The sequence below is a fragment of the Microcoleus sp. AT3-D2 genome, assembly GCF_036705715.1.
Taxonomy (GTDB): domain Bacteria; phylum Cyanobacteriota; class Cyanobacteriia; order Cyanobacteriales; family Microcoleaceae; genus Microcoleus.
The window spans coordinates 15,728-37,233 of record NZ_JAUBVE010000022.1; the positions used below are offsets into that span (position 1 = coordinate 15,728).

Annotated in this window: 17 protein-coding genes; 7 read left to right on the top strand and 10 right to left on the bottom strand. The window is 46.4% G+C overall.

The genetic code is table 11. The features are described 5' to 3' along the window. Positions 1 to 4: 4 nt before the first annotated feature. The 3 genes from QUB44_RS12315 to QUB44_RS12325 are packed head-to-tail and all read right to left on the bottom strand — an operon-like array spanning position 5 to position 1,735. A complete protein-coding gene (locus tag QUB44_RS12315) occupies positions 5 to 232 on the bottom strand; it encodes a type II toxin-antitoxin system HicA family toxin (protein ID WP_333240184.1) in 228 nt (75 codons plus the stop codon). After that, positions 232 to 510: a type II toxin-antitoxin system HicB family antitoxin gene (locus tag QUB44_RS12320; RefSeq protein ID WP_228049875.1), complete on the bottom strand. Its 279-nt coding sequence runs from the start codon at positions 508 to 510 to the stop codon at positions 232 to 234. Before QUB44_RS12320 ends, QUB44_RS12315 begins: the two co-directional genes overlap by 1 nt. A gap of 40 nt (positions 511 to 550) precedes the next feature. Next, positions 551 to 1,735 carry an NAD(P)H-quinone oxidoreductase subunit H gene (locus QUB44_RS12325; RefSeq protein WP_333367389.1) on the bottom strand — a complete coding sequence of 395 codons (1,185 nt, stop codon included), beginning with the start codon at positions 1,733 to 1,735 and terminating at the stop codon, positions 551 to 553. A 57-nt stretch (positions 1,736 to 1,792) separates the two neighbouring features. Here QUB44_RS12325 and rsmH point away from each other — a divergent pair, with 57 nt between their 5' ends. The 3 genes from rsmH (at position 1,793) to QUB44_RS12340 (ending at position 5,865) form a co-directional block, all read left to right on the top strand. Continuing rightward, positions 1,793 to 2,695, top strand: a complete 903-nt coding sequence (gene rsmH / locus QUB44_RS12330; protein WP_333367392.1) for a 16S rRNA (cytosine(1402)-N(4))-methyltransferase RsmH — start codon at positions 1,793 to 1,795, stop codon at positions 2,693 to 2,695. A gap of 565 nt (positions 2,696 to 3,260) precedes the next feature. Then, positions 3,261 to 4,934: a SpoIIE family protein phosphatase gene (locus QUB44_RS12335; protein WP_333367395.1), complete on the top strand. Its 1,674-nt coding sequence runs from the start codon at positions 3,261 to 3,263 to the stop codon at positions 4,932 to 4,934. Positions 4,935 to 5,442: 508 nt separating this feature from the next. Further along, the gene (locus tag QUB44_RS12340; RefSeq protein ID WP_006633914.1) at positions 5,443 to 5,865 is read left to right on the top strand and encodes an ATP-binding protein; all 423 of its coding nucleotides are present in this window, start codon (positions 5,443 to 5,445) and stop codon (positions 5,863 to 5,865) included. An 18-nt stretch (positions 5,866 to 5,883) separates the two neighbouring features. Here the strand turns inward: QUB44_RS12340 and QUB44_RS12345 are convergent, their stop codons facing one another. The 3 genes from QUB44_RS12345 to QUB44_RS12355 all read right to left on the bottom strand — a co-directional run bounded on the left by QUB44_RS12345 (position 5,884) and on the right by QUB44_RS12355 (position 7,932). Continuing rightward, positions 5,884 to 6,057: a hypothetical protein gene (locus tag QUB44_RS12345; protein ID WP_333367397.1), complete on the bottom strand. Its 174-nt coding sequence runs from the start codon at positions 6,055 to 6,057 to the stop codon at positions 5,884 to 5,886. A 148-nt stretch (positions 6,058 to 6,205) separates the two neighbouring features. Continuing rightward, complete coding sequence (locus QUB44_RS12350; RefSeq protein ID WP_333367399.1) at positions 6,206 to 6,631, bottom strand: ketosteroid isomerase family protein; 426 nt, start codon at positions 6,629 to 6,631, stop codon at positions 6,206 to 6,208. A 338-nt stretch (positions 6,632 to 6,969) separates the two neighbouring features. Then, complete coding sequence (locus tag QUB44_RS12355) at positions 6,970 to 7,932, bottom strand: orange carotenoid protein N-terminal domain-containing protein (RefSeq protein ID WP_333367402.1); 963 nt, start codon at positions 7,930 to 7,932, stop codon at positions 6,970 to 6,972. A gap of 279 nt (positions 7,933 to 8,211) precedes the next feature. Between QUB44_RS12355 and queG the strand changes: the two genes are divergently transcribed. Further along, positions 8,212 to 9,177, top strand: a complete 966-nt coding sequence (gene queG, locus QUB44_RS12360) for a tRNA epoxyqueuosine(34) reductase QueG (protein ID WP_333367406.1) — start codon at positions 8,212 to 8,214, stop codon at positions 9,175 to 9,177. A 172-nt stretch (positions 9,178 to 9,349) separates the two neighbouring features. Continuing rightward, positions 9,350 to 9,988 (top strand): HAD-IA family hydrolase, encoded by a 639-nt coding sequence (locus QUB44_RS12365; RefSeq protein ID WP_333367409.1) that lies wholly within the window; start codon positions 9,350 to 9,352, stop codon positions 9,986 to 9,988. A gap of 151 nt (positions 9,989 to 10,139) precedes the next feature. Here the strand turns inward: QUB44_RS12365 and QUB44_RS12370 are convergent, their stop codons facing one another. Then, positions 10,140 to 10,967, bottom strand: a complete 828-nt coding sequence (locus tag QUB44_RS12370) for an SWIM zinc finger family protein (RefSeq protein WP_333367412.1) — start codon at positions 10,965 to 10,967, stop codon at positions 10,140 to 10,142. Positions 10,968 to 11,186: 219 nt separating this feature from the next. After that, positions 11,187 to 15,944: an SNF2-related protein gene (locus QUB44_RS12375; protein ID WP_333367416.1), complete on the bottom strand. Its 4,758-nt coding sequence runs from the start codon at positions 15,942 to 15,944 to the stop codon at positions 11,187 to 11,189. Between the two features lie 449 nt (positions 15,945 to 16,393). On the opposite strand from QUB44_RS12375, the gene QUB44_RS12380 reads away from it, so the two are divergent. Next, the gene (locus QUB44_RS12380) at positions 16,394 to 18,547 is read left to right on the top strand and encodes a polyribonucleotide nucleotidyltransferase (protein ID WP_333163904.1); all 2,154 of its coding nucleotides are present in this window, start codon (positions 16,394 to 16,396) and stop codon (positions 18,545 to 18,547) included. Positions 18,548 to 18,836: 289 nt separating this feature from the next. Here the strand turns inward: QUB44_RS12380 and QUB44_RS12385 are convergent, their stop codons facing one another. Then, a complete protein-coding gene (locus tag QUB44_RS12385) occupies positions 18,837 to 20,093 on the bottom strand; it encodes a HAMP domain-containing sensor histidine kinase (RefSeq protein WP_333367419.1) in 1,257 nt (418 codons plus the stop codon). Beyond that, the gene (gene rppA, locus QUB44_RS12390) at positions 20,086 to 20,760 is read right to left on the bottom strand and encodes a two-component system response regulator RppA (RefSeq protein ID WP_333367422.1); all 675 of its coding nucleotides are present in this window, start codon (positions 20,758 to 20,760) and stop codon (positions 20,086 to 20,088) included. Before rppA ends, QUB44_RS12385 begins: the two co-directional genes overlap by 8 nt. 159 nt (positions 20,761 to 20,919) lie before the next feature. On the opposite strand from rppA, the gene QUB44_RS12395 reads away from it, so the two are divergent. Further along, positions 20,920 to 21,309, top strand: a complete 390-nt coding sequence (locus tag QUB44_RS12395; RefSeq protein ID WP_333367425.1) for a hypothetical protein — start codon at positions 20,920 to 20,922, stop codon at positions 21,307 to 21,309. Positions 21,310 to 21,506: the final 197 nt, after the last annotated feature.

Sequence of the window (21,506 nt, forward strand, 5' to 3'; positions counted from 1 at the left end):
AAAATCATTCGAGTAGTGCTATAAACTCTTCCCTTGTGAGTTCTGCATCCCGCAGTATCTTGCGGAGTAAACCTCTACCTATGGTTTTGCCAGCATGGACAGGAATCGTTACTACCCGTCCATCTGCATGGATCATTCGCACATGACTGCCCTTTTGTCGAATCGTCTGAAAGCCTGCATTTTCTAAGGCGCTAATAACTGTATTTCCTGTTAAAGCTGGTAGTTTGGGCATTAAATCATCACCCTTTGAATACCTACAAATTCAGGTAATTTTTCATTACCCTCTTCTTCTAAACAAAGTGCAATAACTTCTTTAATATTGGCAATCAACTCATCAATAGTCTCTCCTTGGCTATAACAGGCTTTTAGCTGTGGGACTTCCCCGACATAATAGCCATCTTCATCTCGTTCAATAATGACGTAGAACTCTTGCTTGCTGACATTCATTCTGCAACCTCTTTGTTCTTTAAATTTTACTATATCATTATTAACAGTCAGGGCTTTAGTCATACTCGTTTAATAACTAAAGCCCTTACTGCTAACCGCGGGTCTACCTATCAACCGAACCCATAATAATGTCGATACTCCCCAAAATCGCCACCAAATCCGCAATCTTCACGCCGCGCACAATGTGAGGCAAAATCTGCAAATTATTAAAGTCCCCAGTCCGAATCTTCCAGCGCCAAGGAAAGACACTATCATCCCCGATAATATAAATCCCCAACTCACCCTTGCCGCTTTCAACGCGGACATAATGTTCGCCCTTGGGAATCTTAAAAGTCGGCGCTACTTTTTTGCCAATAAACTGATAGTCAAAACCATTCCATTCAGATTTTGGCCCGCTTTCGAGTCGCTTCGCTTCCAAATTCTCGTAAGATCCACCGGGGAGTCCTTTCAAGGCTTGATAGAGAATCTTAACCGACTCGCGCATCTCCCGAATCCGCACCAAATACCGGGCCAAACAATCGCCAGCAGCTTCGGTACAAACTTCCCAGTCGAAGTCGTCGTAACATTCGTAATGGTCAACTTTCCGCAAATCCCACTTAACGCCGGAAGCGCGCAACATGGGACCGGACAGTCCCCAGTTAATCGCTTCTTCGCGAGAAATAGTACCCAGGCCTTCAATCCGGCGGCGGAAGATTGGGTTGTTGGTAATTAAACGTTCGTACTCGTCAATTTTGGGAATGAAATAATCGCAGTAATCTTCGCACTTATCAACCCAACCGTAAGGCAAATCCGCGGCGACTCCGCCGATGCGGAAATAGTTATTATTCACCATGCGATAACCTGTGGCTGCTTCCCACAAGTCTAAAATCATCTCGCGATCGCGCATAGTATAGAAAAAAGGAGTTTGCGCCCCCACGTCCGCCAAAAACGGCCCCAACCACAACAAATGGTTAGCAATCCGGTTCAACTCCAGCATGATTACCCGAATGTAACTCGCCCGTTTGGGGACAGCAATATTCGCCAACTTTTCCGGCGCATTTACTGTCACCGCTTCGTTAAACATCCCCTCCGCATAGTCCCAGCGGCTCACGTAGGGCACGTACATCACGTTGGTGCGATTTTCGGCGATTTTTTCCATCCCGCGGTGCAGATAGCCCAAAACAGGCTCGCAGTCCACTACGTCTTCCCCGTCTAGGGTGACGATTAGCCGGAGTACCCCGTGCATGGATGGGTGGTGCGGGCCCATGTTGAGCACCATCGGTTCGGTTCTAGTCTCAATTCTTGACATAATTAAATGAATTAATGATTACTAGCTATTGTTGATTTTTGTTTGGCTTTTATGATTATGAAGGATATCGAGCTCTCTGAGAAGGAGACCCTTGGATCAGATGTCAGTATTGACACCTATCACGTTCCAGTTTTGGGTCAAGAATTAATTGCGGGTTTAGCAGTGCGTCCAGGGGGGCACTATTTGGACGCGACGCTTGGGGGCGGCGGACACACGAGTTTGATTTTAGCGGCGGCGGCTGATGTTACAGTGGTGGCGATCGACCGCGACGAACAAGCCATCCGTTTTTGCCAAGCCCGATTTGCCAACTCGCCCGTTGAGTTTTGGCACGGCAACTTTGCTGAATATCAGTCCCCAGAGGCCGAATTTGATGGTATCATAGCAGACTTGGGCGTCAGCTCTGCTCAGTTCGATACACCGGAACGAGGATTTAGTTTTCGCCACCCAGCTCAACTAGATATGCGTATGAACCAGCAGCAATCTTTGACGGCAGAAGAGATTATCAACCACTGGGAAGAAGTTAAACTAGCAGATATTATTTACAAGTACGGCGAGGAGCGACTGTCGCGGCGCATCGCGAGGCGGATTGTGCAAAGCCGTCCTTTTCAAACTACAACAGAACTTGCAGGGGCGATCGCCTCCAGCTTCCCCCCCAAGCAGCGCAACGGCAGAATCCATCCGGCCACCCGTACTTTCCAAGCTTTAAGGATAGCCGTCAACTCCGAACTAGCGTCTTTAGAAACTTTCCTCAACCAAGCCCCAAGGTGGTTAAAACCCGGTGGGAGAATGGGAATCATTACATTTCACAGTCTCGAAGACCGACCAGTCAAGCACCAACTCAGAGGAACACCCAATTTGCAGGTACTGACAAAAAAGCCGATCGTGCCACAATCCGAAGAAGTCGCTAGAAATCCCCGCTCTCGTTCTGCTAAGCTCAGACTGGCAGAAAGAATAACTTGATTCGGCAGTAGTAATATGCTTGCTGCAAAAAGTTCAGAGATTAGGGAGACTTGTATGCAGCAATCAAGTACGATTCGGCAAAGATGTAGGCAATAGCGCCAACAACCCACCACTAACCCTCCGGGTACAGTGCGGCTTGAAATACAGCCGGTGTTGACCAGACTTAGGTAGCAATACCTGCGTTAGTAGTAAGTGTTAAAATTCACACCGAGGACAGTACCCAGCTAGTTAAGAACTCTGCAATCAGAGCATTAATTAGTCATTTTGGAGGCTGGTGTGTTTACAAAAGTACCGATTGCTAACACGGTCGTTGCTCCTATCAAAGCACGAAAGCTGACTCGGGAATTTTCCCTATTGAAGCGGCCTACCGAGGCGGGTTACAGTATCAAAAGCCTCTCATCTGTTGTGCGAACAGATGGTGCGAAAGGAATGCTCACCTTAAGGTAAAACGGGTTTCTTTAACTCAACTTGACGTAACTGATATGTTGCATATATCCAGCCCCCCTTTTCCTCCCGCCACCTTGCTGATTACAGCTATGGTGGGGGTTTTCAAGGGGGAAGAAAGATGAGTCGGGGAGATGGAAGCAAGCTGAAACTGATGGTAGTCGATGACGAACCCGACAACTTGGATTTATTGTACCGGACGTTTCGACGCGACTTTCAGGTTTACAAAGCAGATAGCGCCCTCAGCGCCCTGGAAGTTCTAGACGAACAGGGCGAGATGGCGGTGATTATATCTGACCAGCGGATGCCAGAAATGAATGGCACCGAGTTTTTGGGGAAAACTGTCGAGCGATTTCCCGATACGATTCGGATTCTGCTAACGGGATACACCGATGTTGAAGATTTGGTCGAGGCCATCAACTCAGGTCAAGTTTTCAAATACATCACCAAACCGTGGAATCCAGAAGAACTCAAATTGGTGATCAATCAAGCCTCAGAAACTTACAAATACTATAAGCAGCGCAGCGTTGCACTGCGCCGCGCTTTACGCAAGGAATCTCTGTTCAATGAGGTAATGAGCGTGATTCGCGGGTCGCTAGATTACTCTAGTATGGTACAAACTATTGTTCAAACCGTAGGTCAAACTTTTGAGGCCAACTATTGTATGCTGCGGCCGGTAGAGACCGATCGACTATTGCCGAGTACCTTCCCCTACCAAGCCCAAACCGACGAAACCATTCACTTTTCTTTTGATGAAAATCTGCTGGTTCAAGCCGTAGCCAGCCGCCAAACTCAAGTGAACCCAAACCGTGGGGGCGACGGTAACTCGGTTGAGATTGCCGTGCCCCTGACTTACCAGCAAGAATTGCTGGCGGTACTGGCTTTGTGCCAGATTGGCGGCACTAACCCTTGGTCGGCAGAAGATATAGAGTTAATAGAAGGTGTAGCAGCTCAAGCTGCTCTGGCCCTGTCTCAAGCTAAGCTATACCAGCGCACTCTGGATTTAGCCAAGCAGATGCAAACCGAGTTGGAAGTGGCTCGCCAAATCCAAACAAACTTGTTGCGCCAAAGTTGGCCGGATTTTGAAACTGTCAGGGTGCAAGCTTGCTGCTATCCCGCGCGGGAAGTTGGCGGCGACTTTTTTGAAGTCTACGTCCACTCCCAAGGGGATATTTGGATAGCGGTAGGAGATGTTTCGGGTAAGGGAGTTCCGGCTGCTCTATTTATGGCCAGCGCGATTTCGGTGATGCGGCGGGAACTTTCCCAAGAAGTTTCTCCAGAGCCAGATCAAGTTATGCAGAACATGAATAGCAGTATGTCTGACGACCTGATCGGCAACAATCATTTTATTACAATGGTTGTAGCTCGTTACACTCCGTCAACCGGACACCTGGCATTTGCTAATGCCGGTCACATTTACCCGATTGTTTGGTCTCACTCGGAGGTGAAAGCTCAAGCCGCTAGCGGTAAAACGCCAGTCGAGCCGAATTTCCTGAAAGCTCGTGGCATTCCCTTGGGGATACTACCAGTTTGGAGAGGCAAAGCAGGTACGATCGAATTAAAGTCAGGAGATGTATTTCTGCTGACGAGTGATGGCATTACTGAAGCTAGCGTTACCACTGAAGGGGTCGCAGGGGGTGAACCAACCCGTTCTATGCTACAACAAGAAGGGCTTTGGCAACTCTTGATTCAGGAACCTGGTTCTTTCAACTTGGACAATTTGTTGGCTTACATCCGAGCCGATAATCCCGTTCAGGAAGACGACCAAACCATACTCTCTCTGGAAGTTCTTTGAATCTGTCAGCGACTCCCAACGCATAGTCGGGGGTGAGAGCCGAAAAAACTTAAGCCCTGCTTGTTGACGGCCCATAGAGTAGTCCTGCAAAGGACGGCGTTATCGTCAACAGTCAAAAACCACAGTAAAAACCTAGCCGGCGATGGCGCAGCTAGTTTCCTGAATCGCTTTCCTGGGGGATTAAATACCTGTAAAGGGTTAAGGTAGAAGGCATTCGTCAGAAAAAACCAACGCTTAAAAGCCAAGGATTGAAACACAGATTTTTTATACTTCGCTGCTTGCAGTCTCGGTATAATTATCAATTGTTAAGGGGCTTTAGGCCCATAACAAAAGTTTTCAACTATACTCTTAACTTCTGCCTTCTACCCAATGACGAATGCCTGATTTTTAAACAGAAAAGGCTAGTATCCTCCGAGTAGCGACAAGTATTGAGGCCGAATCCATTCGGCGCGTCGTGTTTCATACCTGGTGTGAAGACACAGGGTTTTCAAACTTACGGGATTTTTTTATGAATACTGAGCTTCATGTGCCAAGCGACTTGCGGTTTTTAACAATTGTTGAAAATTGGTTGCTGAGCAGTTTGGAAGTTGAGCTAGGAGAGCACGTCGATTGGCCGCGTCAGTCGAATCGTTTGCGCTTGGTGTTAGCAGAAGCCTATTCTAACGTGATCCGCCATGCTCACAAAGATCAACCCAATTTGCCCGTGTTAATTCGCTTGAATTTAAAAAATAGGGATATTGGTTTAGAAATTTGGGATTACGGTAAAGGTTACGAAATGGATACTTACAATCCCCCGAGACCGGAAGCTAAACAGGAAAGCGGCTACGGCTGGCTGATTATGAGCAGACTTATGGATCGGGTGGACTACACTTTGCAAATAGACGGTCGCAACTGTCTGAAGTTGGAAGCAAGTTTGCCGGAAAAATCTTAATTAGTCATTAGTCCTTAGTCATTGACAATGCACTTTTTGACTCGCTTTGGCTGTCTGTCGCACGGTGCGGTGACAGCCAATTTTTCGTGCAGTATCGTCCGCCCAAGGCGAGACTGTAAGATTGTAGGGGTAAAGTTCCGATCGCACAAATAGCCAAGAAACGGGATTTTTATACCGTGAGTGGCACTTCACCAAATATTTGGATAAAAACCCGGTTTCTGCCTTATTCTGGCGATAAAAAGCCGATTAACCTGTCGATCGCACGACTTTAGCTATTACGTGCGATCGACAGGTCAAACCCCAATAGGCAATTTAAATCTGAAACAGCTTATCAAACATCTCATTTCTTATATGACCGCAGATTTAGTAATTCTTGGGGAGAAGCTAACAGTTTGACCGTTACAGAAAGGATTTTTTGGTCTGAATTGAGCAAGAACAGCCATCCGACATTAACACCAAATGCGGAAGTTTGCACCCGACCGCTGACCTGAACTTCTACTTGGTCATCTCCTAAAATTTGGCTGACACCTTTCTGGGGTTCTAGCTGCATTCCTCGCGCTTCTTTTTTAAGATAAGTGGCGATCGAGATGTTGCCGATAATTGGATCTTCAAACGGCGCGTTTAGAACCCCATCATCGGCAAATAAATTAGCCGTCGCTTCAAAATCGCCCGCGTTTAAAGTTTCAAAATATTGCAATACGGCTGGAATGGTGATGCCTGCAATCTTTATAGAGGTAGTTAAAATAGGTCGAGTTGTTGCGGTCATAAAACAAGTAATTTCAAATGAATGAGTATACTTTAATCATTATCTTTGCCGCAGCAAATCCCTCAAAAGATATAAGTAGGGCTAGGAAAATAATTCTCCTAAAAAAGGAGAACCGGAGAGCGTCATCGCAGCTTTCAGAGCGATCGACCAAAATCAATATTACTTCCAAAAAATCCAAGTGTAGCCAAGCTGCAAACCCTGATAGCATCAGTCATTTCCCATCCTTCAATTCTTGAATCTAAAATTTAAAATCTAAAATCTAAAATGATATAAACCCAGACACCTAATGGCATCTGGGTTTTTGGGCAAGCCTGTTTAACAGAGCCAACCAGAATATTCTATTTGCGGATCAAATTGAGCAATTCCTTCGGAGATGCCAACAAGTCGATCGCCACAAAGAAAATTTGACCTTGGGGATCTAGCAAAAAGCGCCACGCAATATTCATGCCCATATTCGATCCAAACCAGGGAGTTTCGACTTTGCCGGTGACTTTCACTTGGCGGTAGCCATCTTCTGCGGGTTCGGACACGCCTTGCTGCGGCATCATTTTGAGTCCGACGCATTCTTCCCGCATATAGTTGAGGATGGCTTCGCGACCGACGATCGGCTTTTGGAACGGCGGTTGCAGGGCACCTTCTGGGGCAAATAAACCGACAGCAGGAGTGAAGTCGAAGGCGTTCATGTAGTCGATGTAGTTGAGGACAGTCTGCTCGCTGATACCCTCAATTTTGGTTTTCACCCGCTCTGCTGGAGCGGTGGGAGTGCTGCGGGGGGCCGAGCGTTTGCCGTACTCTTGGCTGAAATCTGGGTCGTAGCCCATGTGAACTACGGTGTTGCGAAGTACGGTAATTTGCTGACCCGGATCGAGTTTCTTGATGGTTTCAAGGACTTGGGTGGCTTCGGGAGACATTTGATAGCCAGCCGGGATCGGAGCGACAAGGCCCTGTTTCATCAACTGTCCCAACTCGTACCAGAAACCGAGTTTGGTGTTGACGCGCAATGAAGTGTAAATCCGGCCGATTGTGGTGTCAGCATTGCTAGCCAGGTCGTACATGGTTTTGCTTTGATCTGCAGGCGACATCTGCTTAATTTCGCCCAGGACGCCTTCGACAAGCGCCATGCTGGCTACTCCTGGGGCGGCTGCGGTAATGGTAATGCCCATTTCGGTGTAGGCATACCAGAGCAAGGCGAGTTGGTCTTCAACGCTGAGTTTGTAGAAGGCTTCGGTGGTAGCCGGAACAACGCTAGCAATCTCGGTGTTTGAGAAGATAGATTGAGCGGATTGAATGCTAACTGCCATGTGTATGCTGTGGGATTTGTGGTTTTAGTGAGGTACTTGAGTTAGGAAACCTCTAGCTCCCTTGATTAACATCATGTAACGTTTTGTGAATTTTTGCAAATATAAATTACATATAGCTGAGTTACCAAACTATAATCAATAGTTTGGTCAAATGCGATCGCTGTCACTAGACCGTCTGCCGAATTAGTTTATTTTGGAAGCCGATCGTTAAAAATTGCTTATCTTATCATATAAAATCAAAATAGTCAATACAAAAGGTAAATATTTACCGGGTATCAAATGAAAGCGCCAATTAGCAGCATTTTGGTGAAGCAAAAAGCCCTTGAGTTGGGATTTCACAAAGTGGGGATAGCCTCAAAAGACGCAGATTTTGATTTAGAAAAACAAAGATTGCAGGCTTGGCTGGACAAGGGTTATCAGGCGGATATGGCTTGGATGGCAAACCCGAAACGGCAGGATATTCGATCGCTCATGCCAGAGGTGCAGTCATTAATATGTGTCGCCATCAACTACTACACGCCCCACCAACGCCCCGAAAATCCCGTGTGGGAGGGGGGGGACGATGCAGCGGTCGAATATGCTAAAATCTCTCGCTACGGTTGGGGGCGGGATTACCACAAAATTTTGCACAAAAAACTGAAAATATTGGCAAATTGGCTGCGATCGCAAGGCGAGGGAATTGAAGCGCGGTATTATGCTGATACCGGGCCAGTTCAGGATAAAATGTGGGCGCAGCGTGCCGGGATTGGTTGGATTGCTAAAAATGGTAATGTAATTTCGCGCGAATACGGTTCTTGGGTGTTTTTGGGCGAAATCTTGACTAATTTGGAGTTAGCGTCGGATGAGTCTCATACGGAACATTGCGGTACTTGCACTCGCTGTATTGAGGCGTGCCCGACGGGAGCAATTACTGAGCCTTTTGTGGTGAATGCCGATCGATGTATAGCCTATCACACGATCGAGAATCGAGCCGAAAGATTGCCCGACGAAATTGCCTCTAATTTACAAGGTTGGGTAGCAGGTTGCGACATTTGTCAGGATGTTTGTCCTTGGAATCAGCGATTTGCTAAACCAACTGATGTTACAGACTTTGAGCCTTATCCTGAAAACATAGCACCGACACTTGCAGAATTAGCCGACATTTCCGACGAAGAATGGAACCGCAGATTTACCGCTTCGGCGCTGCGGCGCATAAAACCCGAAATGCTGCGGCGAAATGCGAAAGCCAATCAAATTAACGATTAAAAGTTGAGATGTTCGCACTCAGGGTGCTTAGGGGAAACCTTACCCTATAGATAATAACCCTAGTGTATGTACAGATCGCCAGTAGTCAATACATTATGCAGTAAGTCATTCCCCATCTAAAATCTAAAATCTAAAATTGTATGCTTCCCCGTTCCTTATTTGCTATTGTCCAATGACCAAAGTAATTATTTTTGATTTTGACGGTACTTTAGCAGATACAATCGATATTCTTCTAAGCATCACCAACCGTTTGTCAGTAGAATTAGGCTTTAAATCTGCGACCAAAGAGCAAATCGCTCAACTGAGCAATTTAACTTCTTGGCAAATTCTTCAATATTCGGGCATTTCTATCTTCAAATTCCCGCTGTTGATTAGAATGTTGAAATCAGAGTTACGCAGCGAAATTCCCAACATTCAATTATTTCCAGGAATTAAACAAGTTTTACTGGAGTTAAAAGAAATGGGATTTCAACTGGGCATTATCACATCTAATTCCAGAGAAAACGTCTTGGCATCGCTGGAGAAAAATGCTTTGCAAGACACTTTTACATTTATTTACTCTGGCTCAACTTTTGGTAAACATAAAGTTATTAATAGATGGCTAAAAACCGAACATATAAATGCTAAAGAAGTCCTTTATGTGGGAGATGAAATTAGAGATATAGAAGCTGCTAGAAAAACAGGAATTAAGGTAATGGCTGTAGCTTGGGGTTTTAATTCTCAGGAGGCGTTGGCTGCACACAATCCCGATTTTTTGATTGAACGCCCCCAGGAATTGATAGAGATTATGAGTAATTTACGGGAACTCTAAACTGAAATTGCCAAAAGTAAGACTCGTCGGTTGAAATCTCTTCTAGACAAACTTTCCTTCCAGCAGAGAGGGACTAAAGAATAAAAGGGGTATAAAAGCCTGATTTGTTATCAGCCATATTCCCTAGTATCATCTCTGCAAATAAATTATGTTAATCTCCTTCGCCCCGTTTCAGTGCTGCTAAAACTGCTTGCTGGCTAACTGCTTGGTAGATTTTGCTAAAATGCTGCTTAAGGGCGTCTGATGCAGGGGAGGATTTGCTAGCGGTTCCTTTTCCGTCGGTTGCGAGGGGAATTGGGCCTAAGATATCTAATACTGTTTCGCTGCTGGGTGGCGGTACAATGACTACTAAAGATGATTCTAGCTGCTGGTTGTATTCCCAAAAGCGATCGACCTTCGGCAATTTAGAATTCGTAGTGGGGGAATTTTCCCCGGAGTTAAGTTGGGAATTTTCCTCTCCTTGCGTACCTCGTCTTTGACGAAGTGCTGTCAAGATTTGCTCTTTGGTTCTCCCCCGGAGTTGAAAGAGTACGAAGGGGTCTTCACTGAAGCGATCGCCCAATAAGTAGTATACTGCACTGATGTGTTTGCAAGGGTTTTGGGGGTCAGGACAGCTACAGCGCGATCGAATATCAGATAAACTTAACGGAAATAGGGTTTTGCCGGCCGCCGCAAATACATCCTCAATATTGTGTGGCATTTCTCCTGCTAAGAGTTTAGCTGAAAAAACTGCTCTTTGCGACATATTTTCAATCACATAATCCCAATCTTCATCGCTTAAGGTGTCGAGCCCTAAAGAAACTTGATAGGGTTTTGGATCAGTTCCTTGAACTACGGCAATTACTTCTTGGTTAGGGAATTTAATGCTGAGAACTTTTCCCTCGCGCGCGTATTGCCAGCCACGTTCTAAGCGCTTTTTGAAGCGGTAGGTATTTATTAAATCTAACCACTGTTGTGTCCACCATTCTCTGTCAATCATTTATTTGGGAATTGGGAATTGGGCATCGGGCATTGGGCATCGGGCATTGGTAATTGGGATGTTGAATTCAGAAAGAAAAAAATAGCTATCCGTGTATTCCTGACTTCCGTGTCATGCTGTTGGGAATGGGTCATATAGCGGTTCTCAAGCGTGGTGAGGTATGCCCTATCCCCTATGCCCTATGACCGATAGCACCTCATCTTTCTGAGAAATTCTATATTATTCTTCTTCCGTTTCTATGATAGCATTGCGATCGAGGATTAGTAAATTCCGAAGTTGGTCTGTATCTAGCTCGGTGAGCCAGTTTTCGCCGGCGCTGACAACTTGTTCGGCTAGAGCTTTTTTGCTTTCGATCATATCGTGTATTTTCTCCTCTAACGTACCTGTGCAAACAAATTTGTGAACTTGCACGTTGCGGGTTTGACCGATGCGAAATACGCGGTCAGTTGCCTGATTTTCCACTGCGGGATTCCACCATCTGTCATAGTGGAAAACGTGGGTTGCTCTGGTTAAGTTCAAACCTGTGCCGCCTGCTTTTAAAGATAAAATCATAATCGGCGGGCCTTGGGGGTCGTGCTGGAAGCGATCGATCATTTCTTCCCGCTGCTGTTGCCGAATTCCTCCGTACAAGAACAAAACTTCTCGCCCTAAATGCTGTTCTAGATGCGGTTTCAGGAGTTTTCCCCATTCGGCAAACTGAGTAAAAATTAAAGCCCGATCGCCCTCAGCGATCACCTCTTCTAACATTTCCACCAACCGCTGCAATTTCCCCGATTCCTGACTCTTAATCTCCAATTCTTTCGGCTTAGCTTCTGTTTTCACAAGAGCCGGATGGTTGCAAAGTTGCTTGAGTTTTACCAGCAAAGCCAGAATCATTCCCCGGCGCTGAATACCTTCGGCTGAGTCTAATTCAGCTATTGACTCTTCGACTATTTTCTGATATAAAACCGCCTGTTGAGCTGCCAGCCCACAAAATACAGTCATCTCCTGTTTTTCGGGCAAATCTTGGATGATTTCTTTGTCTGTTTTCAGGCGGCGGAGGATGAAAGGCCGAACGAGCGATCGCAAAGTCTGCAAAGATTCTCGATCGCCGTATTTCTCGATCGGAATTGCAAATCGGCGCTGAAAGAAATTGCGCGGCCCCAAATAGCCAGGATTGAGAAACTCCAAAATTGACCACAATTCTTGCAGTCTATTTTCCACCGGAGTTCCCGTCAGCGCAATTCTAAAAGATGCCTCAATTTGTCGCACTGCTTGCGACTGCTTCGCCTCAGAATTTTTAATATTTTGCGCTTCATCTAAAACCAATCCTTGCCATTTAATGCCTTGAAATTCCTTCGCATCGCGGAACACCAACGCGTAACTGGTAATTATTAAATCTTTTCCTTTAATTGCCGTCGCAAATGCTTTGCCTTTAGCACGTTTGTCTCCGTGGTGAACTAACACTTTCAGCGTCGGGCCAAATTTCTTGACTTCCCGCTCCCAATTGCCCAATACTGATGTCGGACAAACCAGTAATGTTGGCGCTTCTAGGGCATCTTGTTCTTGTAAATGCAGGAGAAAAGTAATTAGCTGAATAGTATTGTGGCACAAGATATTATTGGCAACAAAATTGTGATGTTTGCCCACCTCAAAATCATAGACCCACCCGCTGTACTCAAAATCCTCAAGTTCCTCTATTCTGCAATAAAATACTTCGCGATCGAGTATAAGTTGCAAATTTTCTCGGACACTATCTAGCTGCGCTACATTGAGATTTGCATAAGCCTCTAGGGTCTGATTCGTCCATTTAGAAGGCTTTAGCTGGCGGTACTCATGTTCTGCGGAACCACCAAGCACATTTTCCATACCTGCTACCACCTTTCCTAGGCTGATGCGGGAAAACTGCTGGGAACCGTTAATATAAACAGGATTGTGCATTCCGAAATGCCGTAGCGGCAGTTTGGTCATCTCCACTGCATCGGCAACAAGATCCGAAACCGGAATTCCTTCGACATTTGTATTGGCACTAACTTCGCAAATCTGCTCTAATTTACGCTGTTTTTCGGAATCACCGAAGCCAATTTCCTGCAAAAATATGCGCGCTGAGTTACCGCCGAAAGTGCCGATGTAATACGTGCGAAAAATCCCGCTGCCATTGGTGGCGCGTTTCTGCTTAGTGGCGATTCGCAGCCAAATTCCAAAGCGCCGCAGTAGTGTAGAAAGTTGTTGGATGATTAAAGGCGAAGCGGTGCTAATTTCGATAGTCCGCATTTTAGGAATGACAGAACCTTCAGCATCAAAGTAGTTTTTGAGGAAAATTCGTATGCTGTCAAGATTGGCTTGCATGATAAATTGTGGGAAGCTTTTCTCGGCTGACAGTTTCCCCCACTCGTAGCCTTTAGCCTCAAGAAAGCTTTGGTACGATCGACTACACACAGCTAAATATGCTGCTCTTTCCTTACCGGGAGTACGAACAGCAGGATTATTTATTTTTATCCCATACTTTTTGCTTAAACGGTGAAGTGTGAAACGCAATTCTTCAATAACTGCCACATCTTTCTGCGTTATTGTGAGCATTGCTTGATCGCGCTGCTCATATCCCTCAGCAATCTGCCAAGCCAGAAACTTGACCAAATCGGGATCTTCCGGCTTTCCTTCCCAATACAATTTAGCAGGAACGCAAACATAATCTCCAACCTTGAGGTCATTTGTCCAGCCATCGCGTCCTAACAATTTGTGGCGGCGGGTAATTGTGATGCTGCTACCATCTTGTAGTTTGATGGTTCGCAACTTTTCTTGCACTTGCTGGCGGTAAAGTCGTCGAATAGTCGCCTGTACAATTTTGCCTGTTTCCTGATTTATGGAATTTACCAGTAATTGCTCGTTAGGTTCAGACCAAAAGCCCTCACCGTCGAATTCTGTTTTTCCGGCATAAGCTTCCCATATTTTTTCAGCTTTTTGTAAAAAACCATTAACAAAAAGCAAAGAATGTGGTAAAATGCACTTTCCTAATCCCATATCGTCCGCGAGACAAGCACCCAAACCCCAGCGTTCTAAGAATGCTAACCAGCCAGCTCCCAGGGCTTGATAAGGCCGCAATTGTCCTCGGAAACTAGCGGGAGTTGCGATCGCACTTACCGCTTGATTATCGCTCAAAGTATTCAACAATTCCTGAAGTTGACCGGTTGCCTCAAAATTCACCACAGGCAATTTCTCGATCATCTGAGTATCGCCCGACGCCAAACGCAAAGCATCCTCCAAAGAAAGAGTCATTTGCTCTTTGCGGCTGGCAAAAAAAGTTTGAGCCGCTTTCACATCCGGCGCACGCAACTCCACCCACTCGCCGTTAATTTCCACCAAAGGCGAATTCAACGCGATCAATCTGTCAAATTCTGCCTTAGAAATGCGCTGTCCGCCGATCGTCAATTCCCACTTAAAATTTAGCAGACTTTGCAATCCCAGCCCACCTTTCGCCGGAGTCACTTTCGGAGTTTCCGCTTGAATGCTCAAACCCAAACGACTCGCCCAACCATCCGTCTTTGTCAAACTCGGCGGCAAAACTACGCCCAAGCCGCTATCAGCAAACCGCCAAGCTACAGACTTAATAAACTCGTAAGCTTGCAGCGGATTTAATTGGCAAGATTGAGGCCGCTGTGCTTGCAAACTCGGTTCAATTAAGGGATAAAGTTTCGAGGCTAAACCCAAGCCGCTGAGCAAAGTTTCTTGGGGCAATTCTATTGTCCGCCCCGCATAAGCCAAACGCTCGACTGAGTTGTTCCAAATAGTTGTCGCGTCAACCAAAAATTCCGTTTCATCTGCTGCTTGCAAGCAATAATTTAAACTCCAGTTGGCTTTACCAGGAGACGGCGGTATGAGTTGAAAGCAAGTGCGAAATTGACTTTGTTGAGATAATTGGTTTTGCAGCGGTGCAGTCCAAGCACTCAGCTTGGTTGCCAAGTTTTCCAATGCTGTTGTTTCTACTTGCACAATCCCAGATTCCTGCTGCAAAGCTTGCAGCCAGTCGCGCACAGGAGAAACTGCTTTGATGTCTAAAGTAGAGCTACCAGCAGATCGCACTTGACTATCTACAATACTGCTCAAAAAGCCTAACACTAATTCCTCAGCCCCCATCGGCAAATCCACAGCTAAAGGCAATTGACTCGATTCTTCTTTCTTTTCCCCTCTTCCTTCTTCCTTCTTCCTTCTTCCTTCTTCTTTCTTCCTGATATCCGTTACATCCGTTACAGAATCCGTTGCCGAACTTCCTTCTTCCTTCGATTGATATGTTCTGCAAGCCGTCGGCATTTGCTTGACAAAAGTGGCGAGGCGGAATGTATCTGTAGAACTATCTAACAGCGGTTGCCATTTGGCAATAGCAGAACCGTCGGACTGTTTCTCCAATCCCGGCAAAAATTTGCATCTTGCCAACAAATCCAAACTCCACCTAGCAATATGAGACCAAAAACGCAAATCTGAGCCGACAAAAGAGTCGGGTTCCGTGCTGTTAAGCGGTAGTGATTGCAAGAAAACAAAAGCTGCTTGAGGATTGAGACACAAACCCTCGACTTGCCAGGGATAAAGGTAAATTTCCTCGGTTTGGGCCGGTTCCTCAAGTGCTGCTGCTGAGTGCTGCGGCATCAGATTTGCGTTCGATTCTGAGATTTTGGTCGGAAGTGCTATCACCCGAATTTCCCTTTTAATTGAGGAGTTTGGGGGGGTAATTTCTGCGTTTTGAGTTTTGGGCGACCGCCTAGTTTTTTTGCTTTTTTCCGATGGAGTTTCTGCGGTTTCCGGTAATTGCCAATCCAGTTTTCCCGACTGCTGCAACGAATTTAGGAAAATCCTAAATTCCGATTCGGTCATTGCTAAGGGATGCGGTATATTTATCCCCGATTCTATGGTTTCAATGGCTCCAATTTTACGCCAAGTTTCTCCCCAAATAAATAAGCAACTTTTTTCATTCTCTACGAGCCAACTGCCGTGTAAAATAGCCATATTTTTTTACCCTGATATTTGTATTTAAGTGCGAGGTTGACTACAGCATTTATATAGAATTTATGAAAATTTTATTTAAAACAAACCGAGGAAAATTTGAGCCTGATAGGAATTAGGTAGAACCTGTATATTTAGGTACTTATGGCACACCTTACCGCTGATTCCCTGACCTAGATAACTAAATCCCTTTTCCTTCTTCCTTAAACGTCCCAATTCCCAAATGAAAACTCATCCTACCATCTATTTCAGGCGTTTAGCGGACGATCGACCGGAGAATCGACCCCTGAGTGCAAAAAATAATTCGAGAGTATAAATGCTTACAAGCCAGACGCAGACAGTGGATCGCGAGGCGATTATCCCCGTCTTTTGGCGTCGGACTCTCAAACATCCTGTGGTAATGTTACGATCCCGACAGAGAAAGAATGTGGTAGATAAGGAAGCAGTGCTACATGGTAGAGATAGACAAGTCAATATCCTTCGATGGACGGGATATTAGACTGAAGATTGGTTTACTGGCGCCTCAAGCAGGCGGTGCAGTTTTGATTCAGTCAGGTGACACGGCGGTTTTGGTGACAGCGACTCGATCGCAGGGGAGAGAAGGAATTGATTTCCTGCCCCTGTTGGTGGATTACGAAGAGAGACTCTACGCTGGCGGTAAAATTCCCGGTGGATTTTTGCGAAGGGAAGGGCGTCCCCCAGAAAAAGTGACTTTGACTGGCCGTTTGATCGATCGACCGCTGCGTCCGCTATTTCCAAGCTGGCTGCGAGATGACATCCAAGTTGTAGCCACAACGGTTTCGATGGACGAACAAGTGCCGCCGGACGTTTTGGCGGTGACGGGGGCTTCGGTGGCGATACTGCTGGCGAAAATGCCGTTTTACGGGCCGATGGCGGCAGTGCGAGTCGGTTTGGTAGGGGACGATTTCATCATCAACCCAACCTACAGCGAAATCAGAGAAGGCGAGTTGGATCTCGTGGTAGCTGGTTCTCCTGACGGAGTAATCATGGTAGAAGCCGGCGCTAACCAATTGCCCGAACAGGATATCATCGAGGCGATCGACTTCGGCTATGAAGCAGCCTGTGACTTGATTCAAGCCCAGCGCGAAATTATGGCGGAATTGGGCATCGATTTGGTGGTAGAAGAACGGCCATCGCAAGATTCGGCCCTGGAAACCTTCATTCGCGATCGCGCCCAAGAACCCATCCGCATCATTTTGTCAAGATTTGAAAAAGACAAAACAATACGGAATGCAGCATTGGACGAAGTTAAGGCAAATGCAGTCGAATCTGCGATCGCCGAACTCTCGGAAGACGATCCGGTAAAACTAGCCGCCACCGCCAACAGCAAGGCGATCGGCAACGTTTTCAAAGACGTTACCAAAAAAATGATGCGGAAGCAGATCCTCGAAGATGGCATCCGTGTAGACGGTCGCAAGCTAGACGAGGTGCGACCCGTTTCTTGTCGCGTAGGCGTGCTGCCGTCGCGAGTACACGGCTGTGCGTTGTTTAATCGGGGCTTGACTCAAGTGTTGTCCGCAGCTACCCTGGGAACCCCAGGCGACGCCCAAGACTTAGGAGACGACTTGCACCCGCAGCAAGACAAACGCTACCTACATCACTACAATTTCCCGCCGTTTTCCGTGGGAGAAACCAAGCCGATGCGATCGCCCGGACGCCGAGAAATCGGTCACGGAGCCCTCGCAGAACGCGCTTTACTGCCGGTTTTGCCATCCAAAGAAGATTTCCCCTACGTCATTCGCGTAGTTTCAGAAATCCTTTCTTCCGACGGTTCCACCTCAATGGGTTCAGTTTGCGCCTCAACGCTAGCATTAATGGATGCAGGCGTTCCCCTTTCCCAACCCGTCAGCGGCGCGGCAATGGGCTTAATTAAAGAAGGCGATGAAGTCCGAATTTTGACTGACATTCAGGCAATTGAAGACTTTTTAGGCGACATGGACTTCAAAGTAGCCGGTACCGACACCGGGATTACTGCTTTGCAGATGGACATGAAAATCAAAGGTTTGCCCTTAGATGTGATAGCCACCGCCATCCGCCAAGCCAAACCGGCTAGACTGCACATTTTAGAAAGAATGCTGGCAACCATCGACACTCCCCGCAAGGAAATGTCGCCGTTTGCACCGCGTTTGCTAACCCTGAAAATCGATCCAGAATTTATCGGTTTGGTAATTGGGCCTGGTGGCAAAACGATCAAAGCCATCACCGAAGAAACCGGTGTCAAAATTGACATCGAAGACGACGGAACCGTGACAATTGCTGGCAACGACAGCGAAAAAGCTCAACGGGCTTACAACATTGTCCAAGGCATGACGCGCAAGTTGAATGCAGGAGACGTGTATGTCGGCCGCGTAACTCGAATTATTCCGATCGGCGCTTTTGTGGAAATTTTGCCCGGAAAAGAAGGAATGATTCACATTTCCCAGTTAGCGGACTACCGCGTTGGCAAAGTGGAAGACGAGTTAGCTGTGAACGATGAAGTGATTGTCAAAGTGCGAGAAATTGACAATAAAGGTCGAATTAATTTGACCCGCTTGAATATTCATCCCGACGAAGCGGTAGCCGCCCGCGAAGCGTTGAATAAATAGTTTACGGTTGGTAATTGGTAATTACTTGTAGAGTAATTGCTAATTGCTAATTGCTAACTCGTGATTAGTAATTGCTAATTGCTAATTGAGATTAAATCTGATTGTTTCAGATTGATTTGGGAGTAGGGTGCGCGACAGCGACAGATCGACAATAGTGCGATCGGCTGTAGAAGTTAATAAAGTCGCGCACTTTCCCCTCTGCGGCTGAAACCACAACTACACAATCGATCGCAACTGTGATTCAAGAGTGACAATCTTGGATGTCCCCGTTATAGCTGCAGGATATCTTCTATGATAGGGGCAGTTCTATTTGAAACAGAGAACCTTTCCCAACCTCGCTACTTACCGTTAGGTGTCCGCCGTGAGCTTCCACAATTTGCTGGGCGATCGCCAATCCCAATCCAGAGCCACCTTTCTTCCGTGTTCGTACCTCATCAACTCGGTAAAATCGATCAAAAATGTGTGGCAAATCTGCCTCTGGAATGCCGATTCCCCTATCTTCTATTTGAATTAAAATGCGATGAGACTGATTCAATAACCGCAGCCACACTGTTCCTTCAGGTAAGGTATATTTGCAGGCATTGGTGAGTAGATTAGTGATAGCTTGTTTTAATAAATCAGAATTGCCTTTGATCATAACTCTCTCTTCAGGCAGTTCTAAATGAAGGCTTAAATGCTGGGCAACACCCTGTATTGATGAAGTGGCGATCGTATCTTTTAACAGGTCATTCAAGTGAATCGATTGAATCGATTTTGCGTCTAACTGTCCTGCCTGTCGTGCTAAAAACAAGAGATCAGTCACCAACCGATTCATCGACTTAGCCGTTTCAGCAATCTTTTCCAATCGAGAATGCTTAGGCTTGCCGGCATCGACTGGGCTGAGTAAGCCAACCTGGGCATTGCTGAGTATGGTGGCAAGCGGTGCTCTTAGTTCGTGGGAAGCATCAGACGTAAATCTTTGCATTTGGACATAGGCATTTTGAATCGGTTGCATAGCCAATCCGCCTAAAAACCAACCTACTAGACTAATCGCGCCCAGGGTCAAGGGCAATGTTACCACCATCACAATCAGTAACTCTCTGAGTGTTTTCTGAGCATCCGTCAATGGGATGGCAATCTGGAGGTAGCCAATCGTGCGTCCCTTGTAGTCAACCGGAAGCGTTAATTGTCGCAGCCACTCGGGGGGAGACTGAAGGGTTTGAAACGCCGCGCGAGCCTGAATCTGATCCGAGGGCTGCGCCCCATAAAACTGTTGCAGTTGTCCAGTCGCTGAATACCACCGAGCATAAACAACTTCACTGTCAGAGGGAGGAGCATAATTACCCAGAATCGGAACGTTACTCAGATCGATGTGTTCTTTTCCCTGCCGCAAACCATAGTCAATATTGGCAGCCATGACTCTTGCTTTTTTGTAGAGTAGTCGATCGCTCTGTTCTAAGCTGTTAACCGCTCGCTGGTAGTAAATGATCCCTGCAAAAATGATCAGAATAGCCCCCATCGAGAGCGTAAACCAGTGGGCAAGATTGCGGCGGCTACGATTAAACATCTGGATTCAAGCGATATCCCATACCATATACGGTTTCCAGCCAACTGACAGCACCTATCATCTGCAATCGCTGCCGCAGACGACGCACTAGGACAGTAATCGCATTACTCTCCGGTTCGTTGCCCCACTCCCACAAGGCTTGTTCAATTTGGCCACGGGAGAGTACCTGACGAGGATGGCGCATCAGATACTCTAGAAATAGAAATTCACGAGTCGATAACTGCAGACTCTGCTCCCTCCGTTCAATAGTCAGCGTTGATAGATGTAGAGTCAGATCTTCAACCTGTAAAGTATCTCCTTTCCAAAGTGGCGATCGTCGTCCCAATGCCCGCACCCGTGCCAGCAGTTCAAACACATCGGCAGGTTTGATGAGATAATCATCTGCTCCAGCGTCTAAGCCGCTAATTTTGTCAACAATCGCATCTTTGGCAGTCAACAGCAACACTGGGGCCGTTTTTCCCAGACGGCGGTATTGCTGGCATAAGCTTAAGCCACTGACCTCTGGTAATAACCAATCCAGGATCAACAGATCATAGTCCCGCTTCGATAAAATCCACTGGGCCGTCGCCCCATCTTCTACACCATCGACAATATGTCCCGCTTCAGAGAGAGCAGCTTGAAGTGGCTCCAGTTGATCTACATCGTCTTCTACCAGGAGAATTCGCATCCGTCTAACCATTGTTTGGCAAATTTTACGTATGGTAGAGAAGAAATTTAGGAAAAGCCTCCATCACAGGTAAGATTTATGCCAATCTGTTGCTAACTAAAATGTTGGTAGTTTCTCCAGATTATTTCGAGCCATCTAAATCTAAAATCCAACATTCCAATGGCTTTACCTCGCTTCCTACCACTTTTACACCGCGCTGCCTGGGAATTCTGGGTACCTCTGCCTTTGGTAGCAGCCTTATTCTGGACTACAGGTAACTTCCTCGCGGTTCAAGTTCTCAGCCGTCCTTATAACTCTGTCCACAAACTCCAGGCAGATAGACCGTTAAATCGGAGATTACCAGTAACAATCTTGACCATAAATGCAGAAATCGATCGCAGCGTCGGTGTTACCACTATTTTTGTCAACACCAGTGACTCAACTCTAAAGAAGCTGGAATACGAGTTTCCAGTAACCCAAACCAGTCAGCTCGAAGCAGCGATCGCCCAAGAATTAGCAATGCCGGTTGAAAAGGTCCGCAAATTGATCAGCTACCGGATTAAGAACTAAGCGGTTGATCGAAAAATTGCTCCACCATTGGCGAGTGGGAAATAGATCAAGTGGCGCTGATCATAAGCATGGATTTAGTGCCTGTGATGAGAAGGACTAGAAATTGTGTCTTCTCTAAGATTGATCGGCTCAATTCGAGTTTGAATCCAGGCAAAGAGAACAGCAACTCCCAACAAAATAATCTTTGTGCCTGCTAC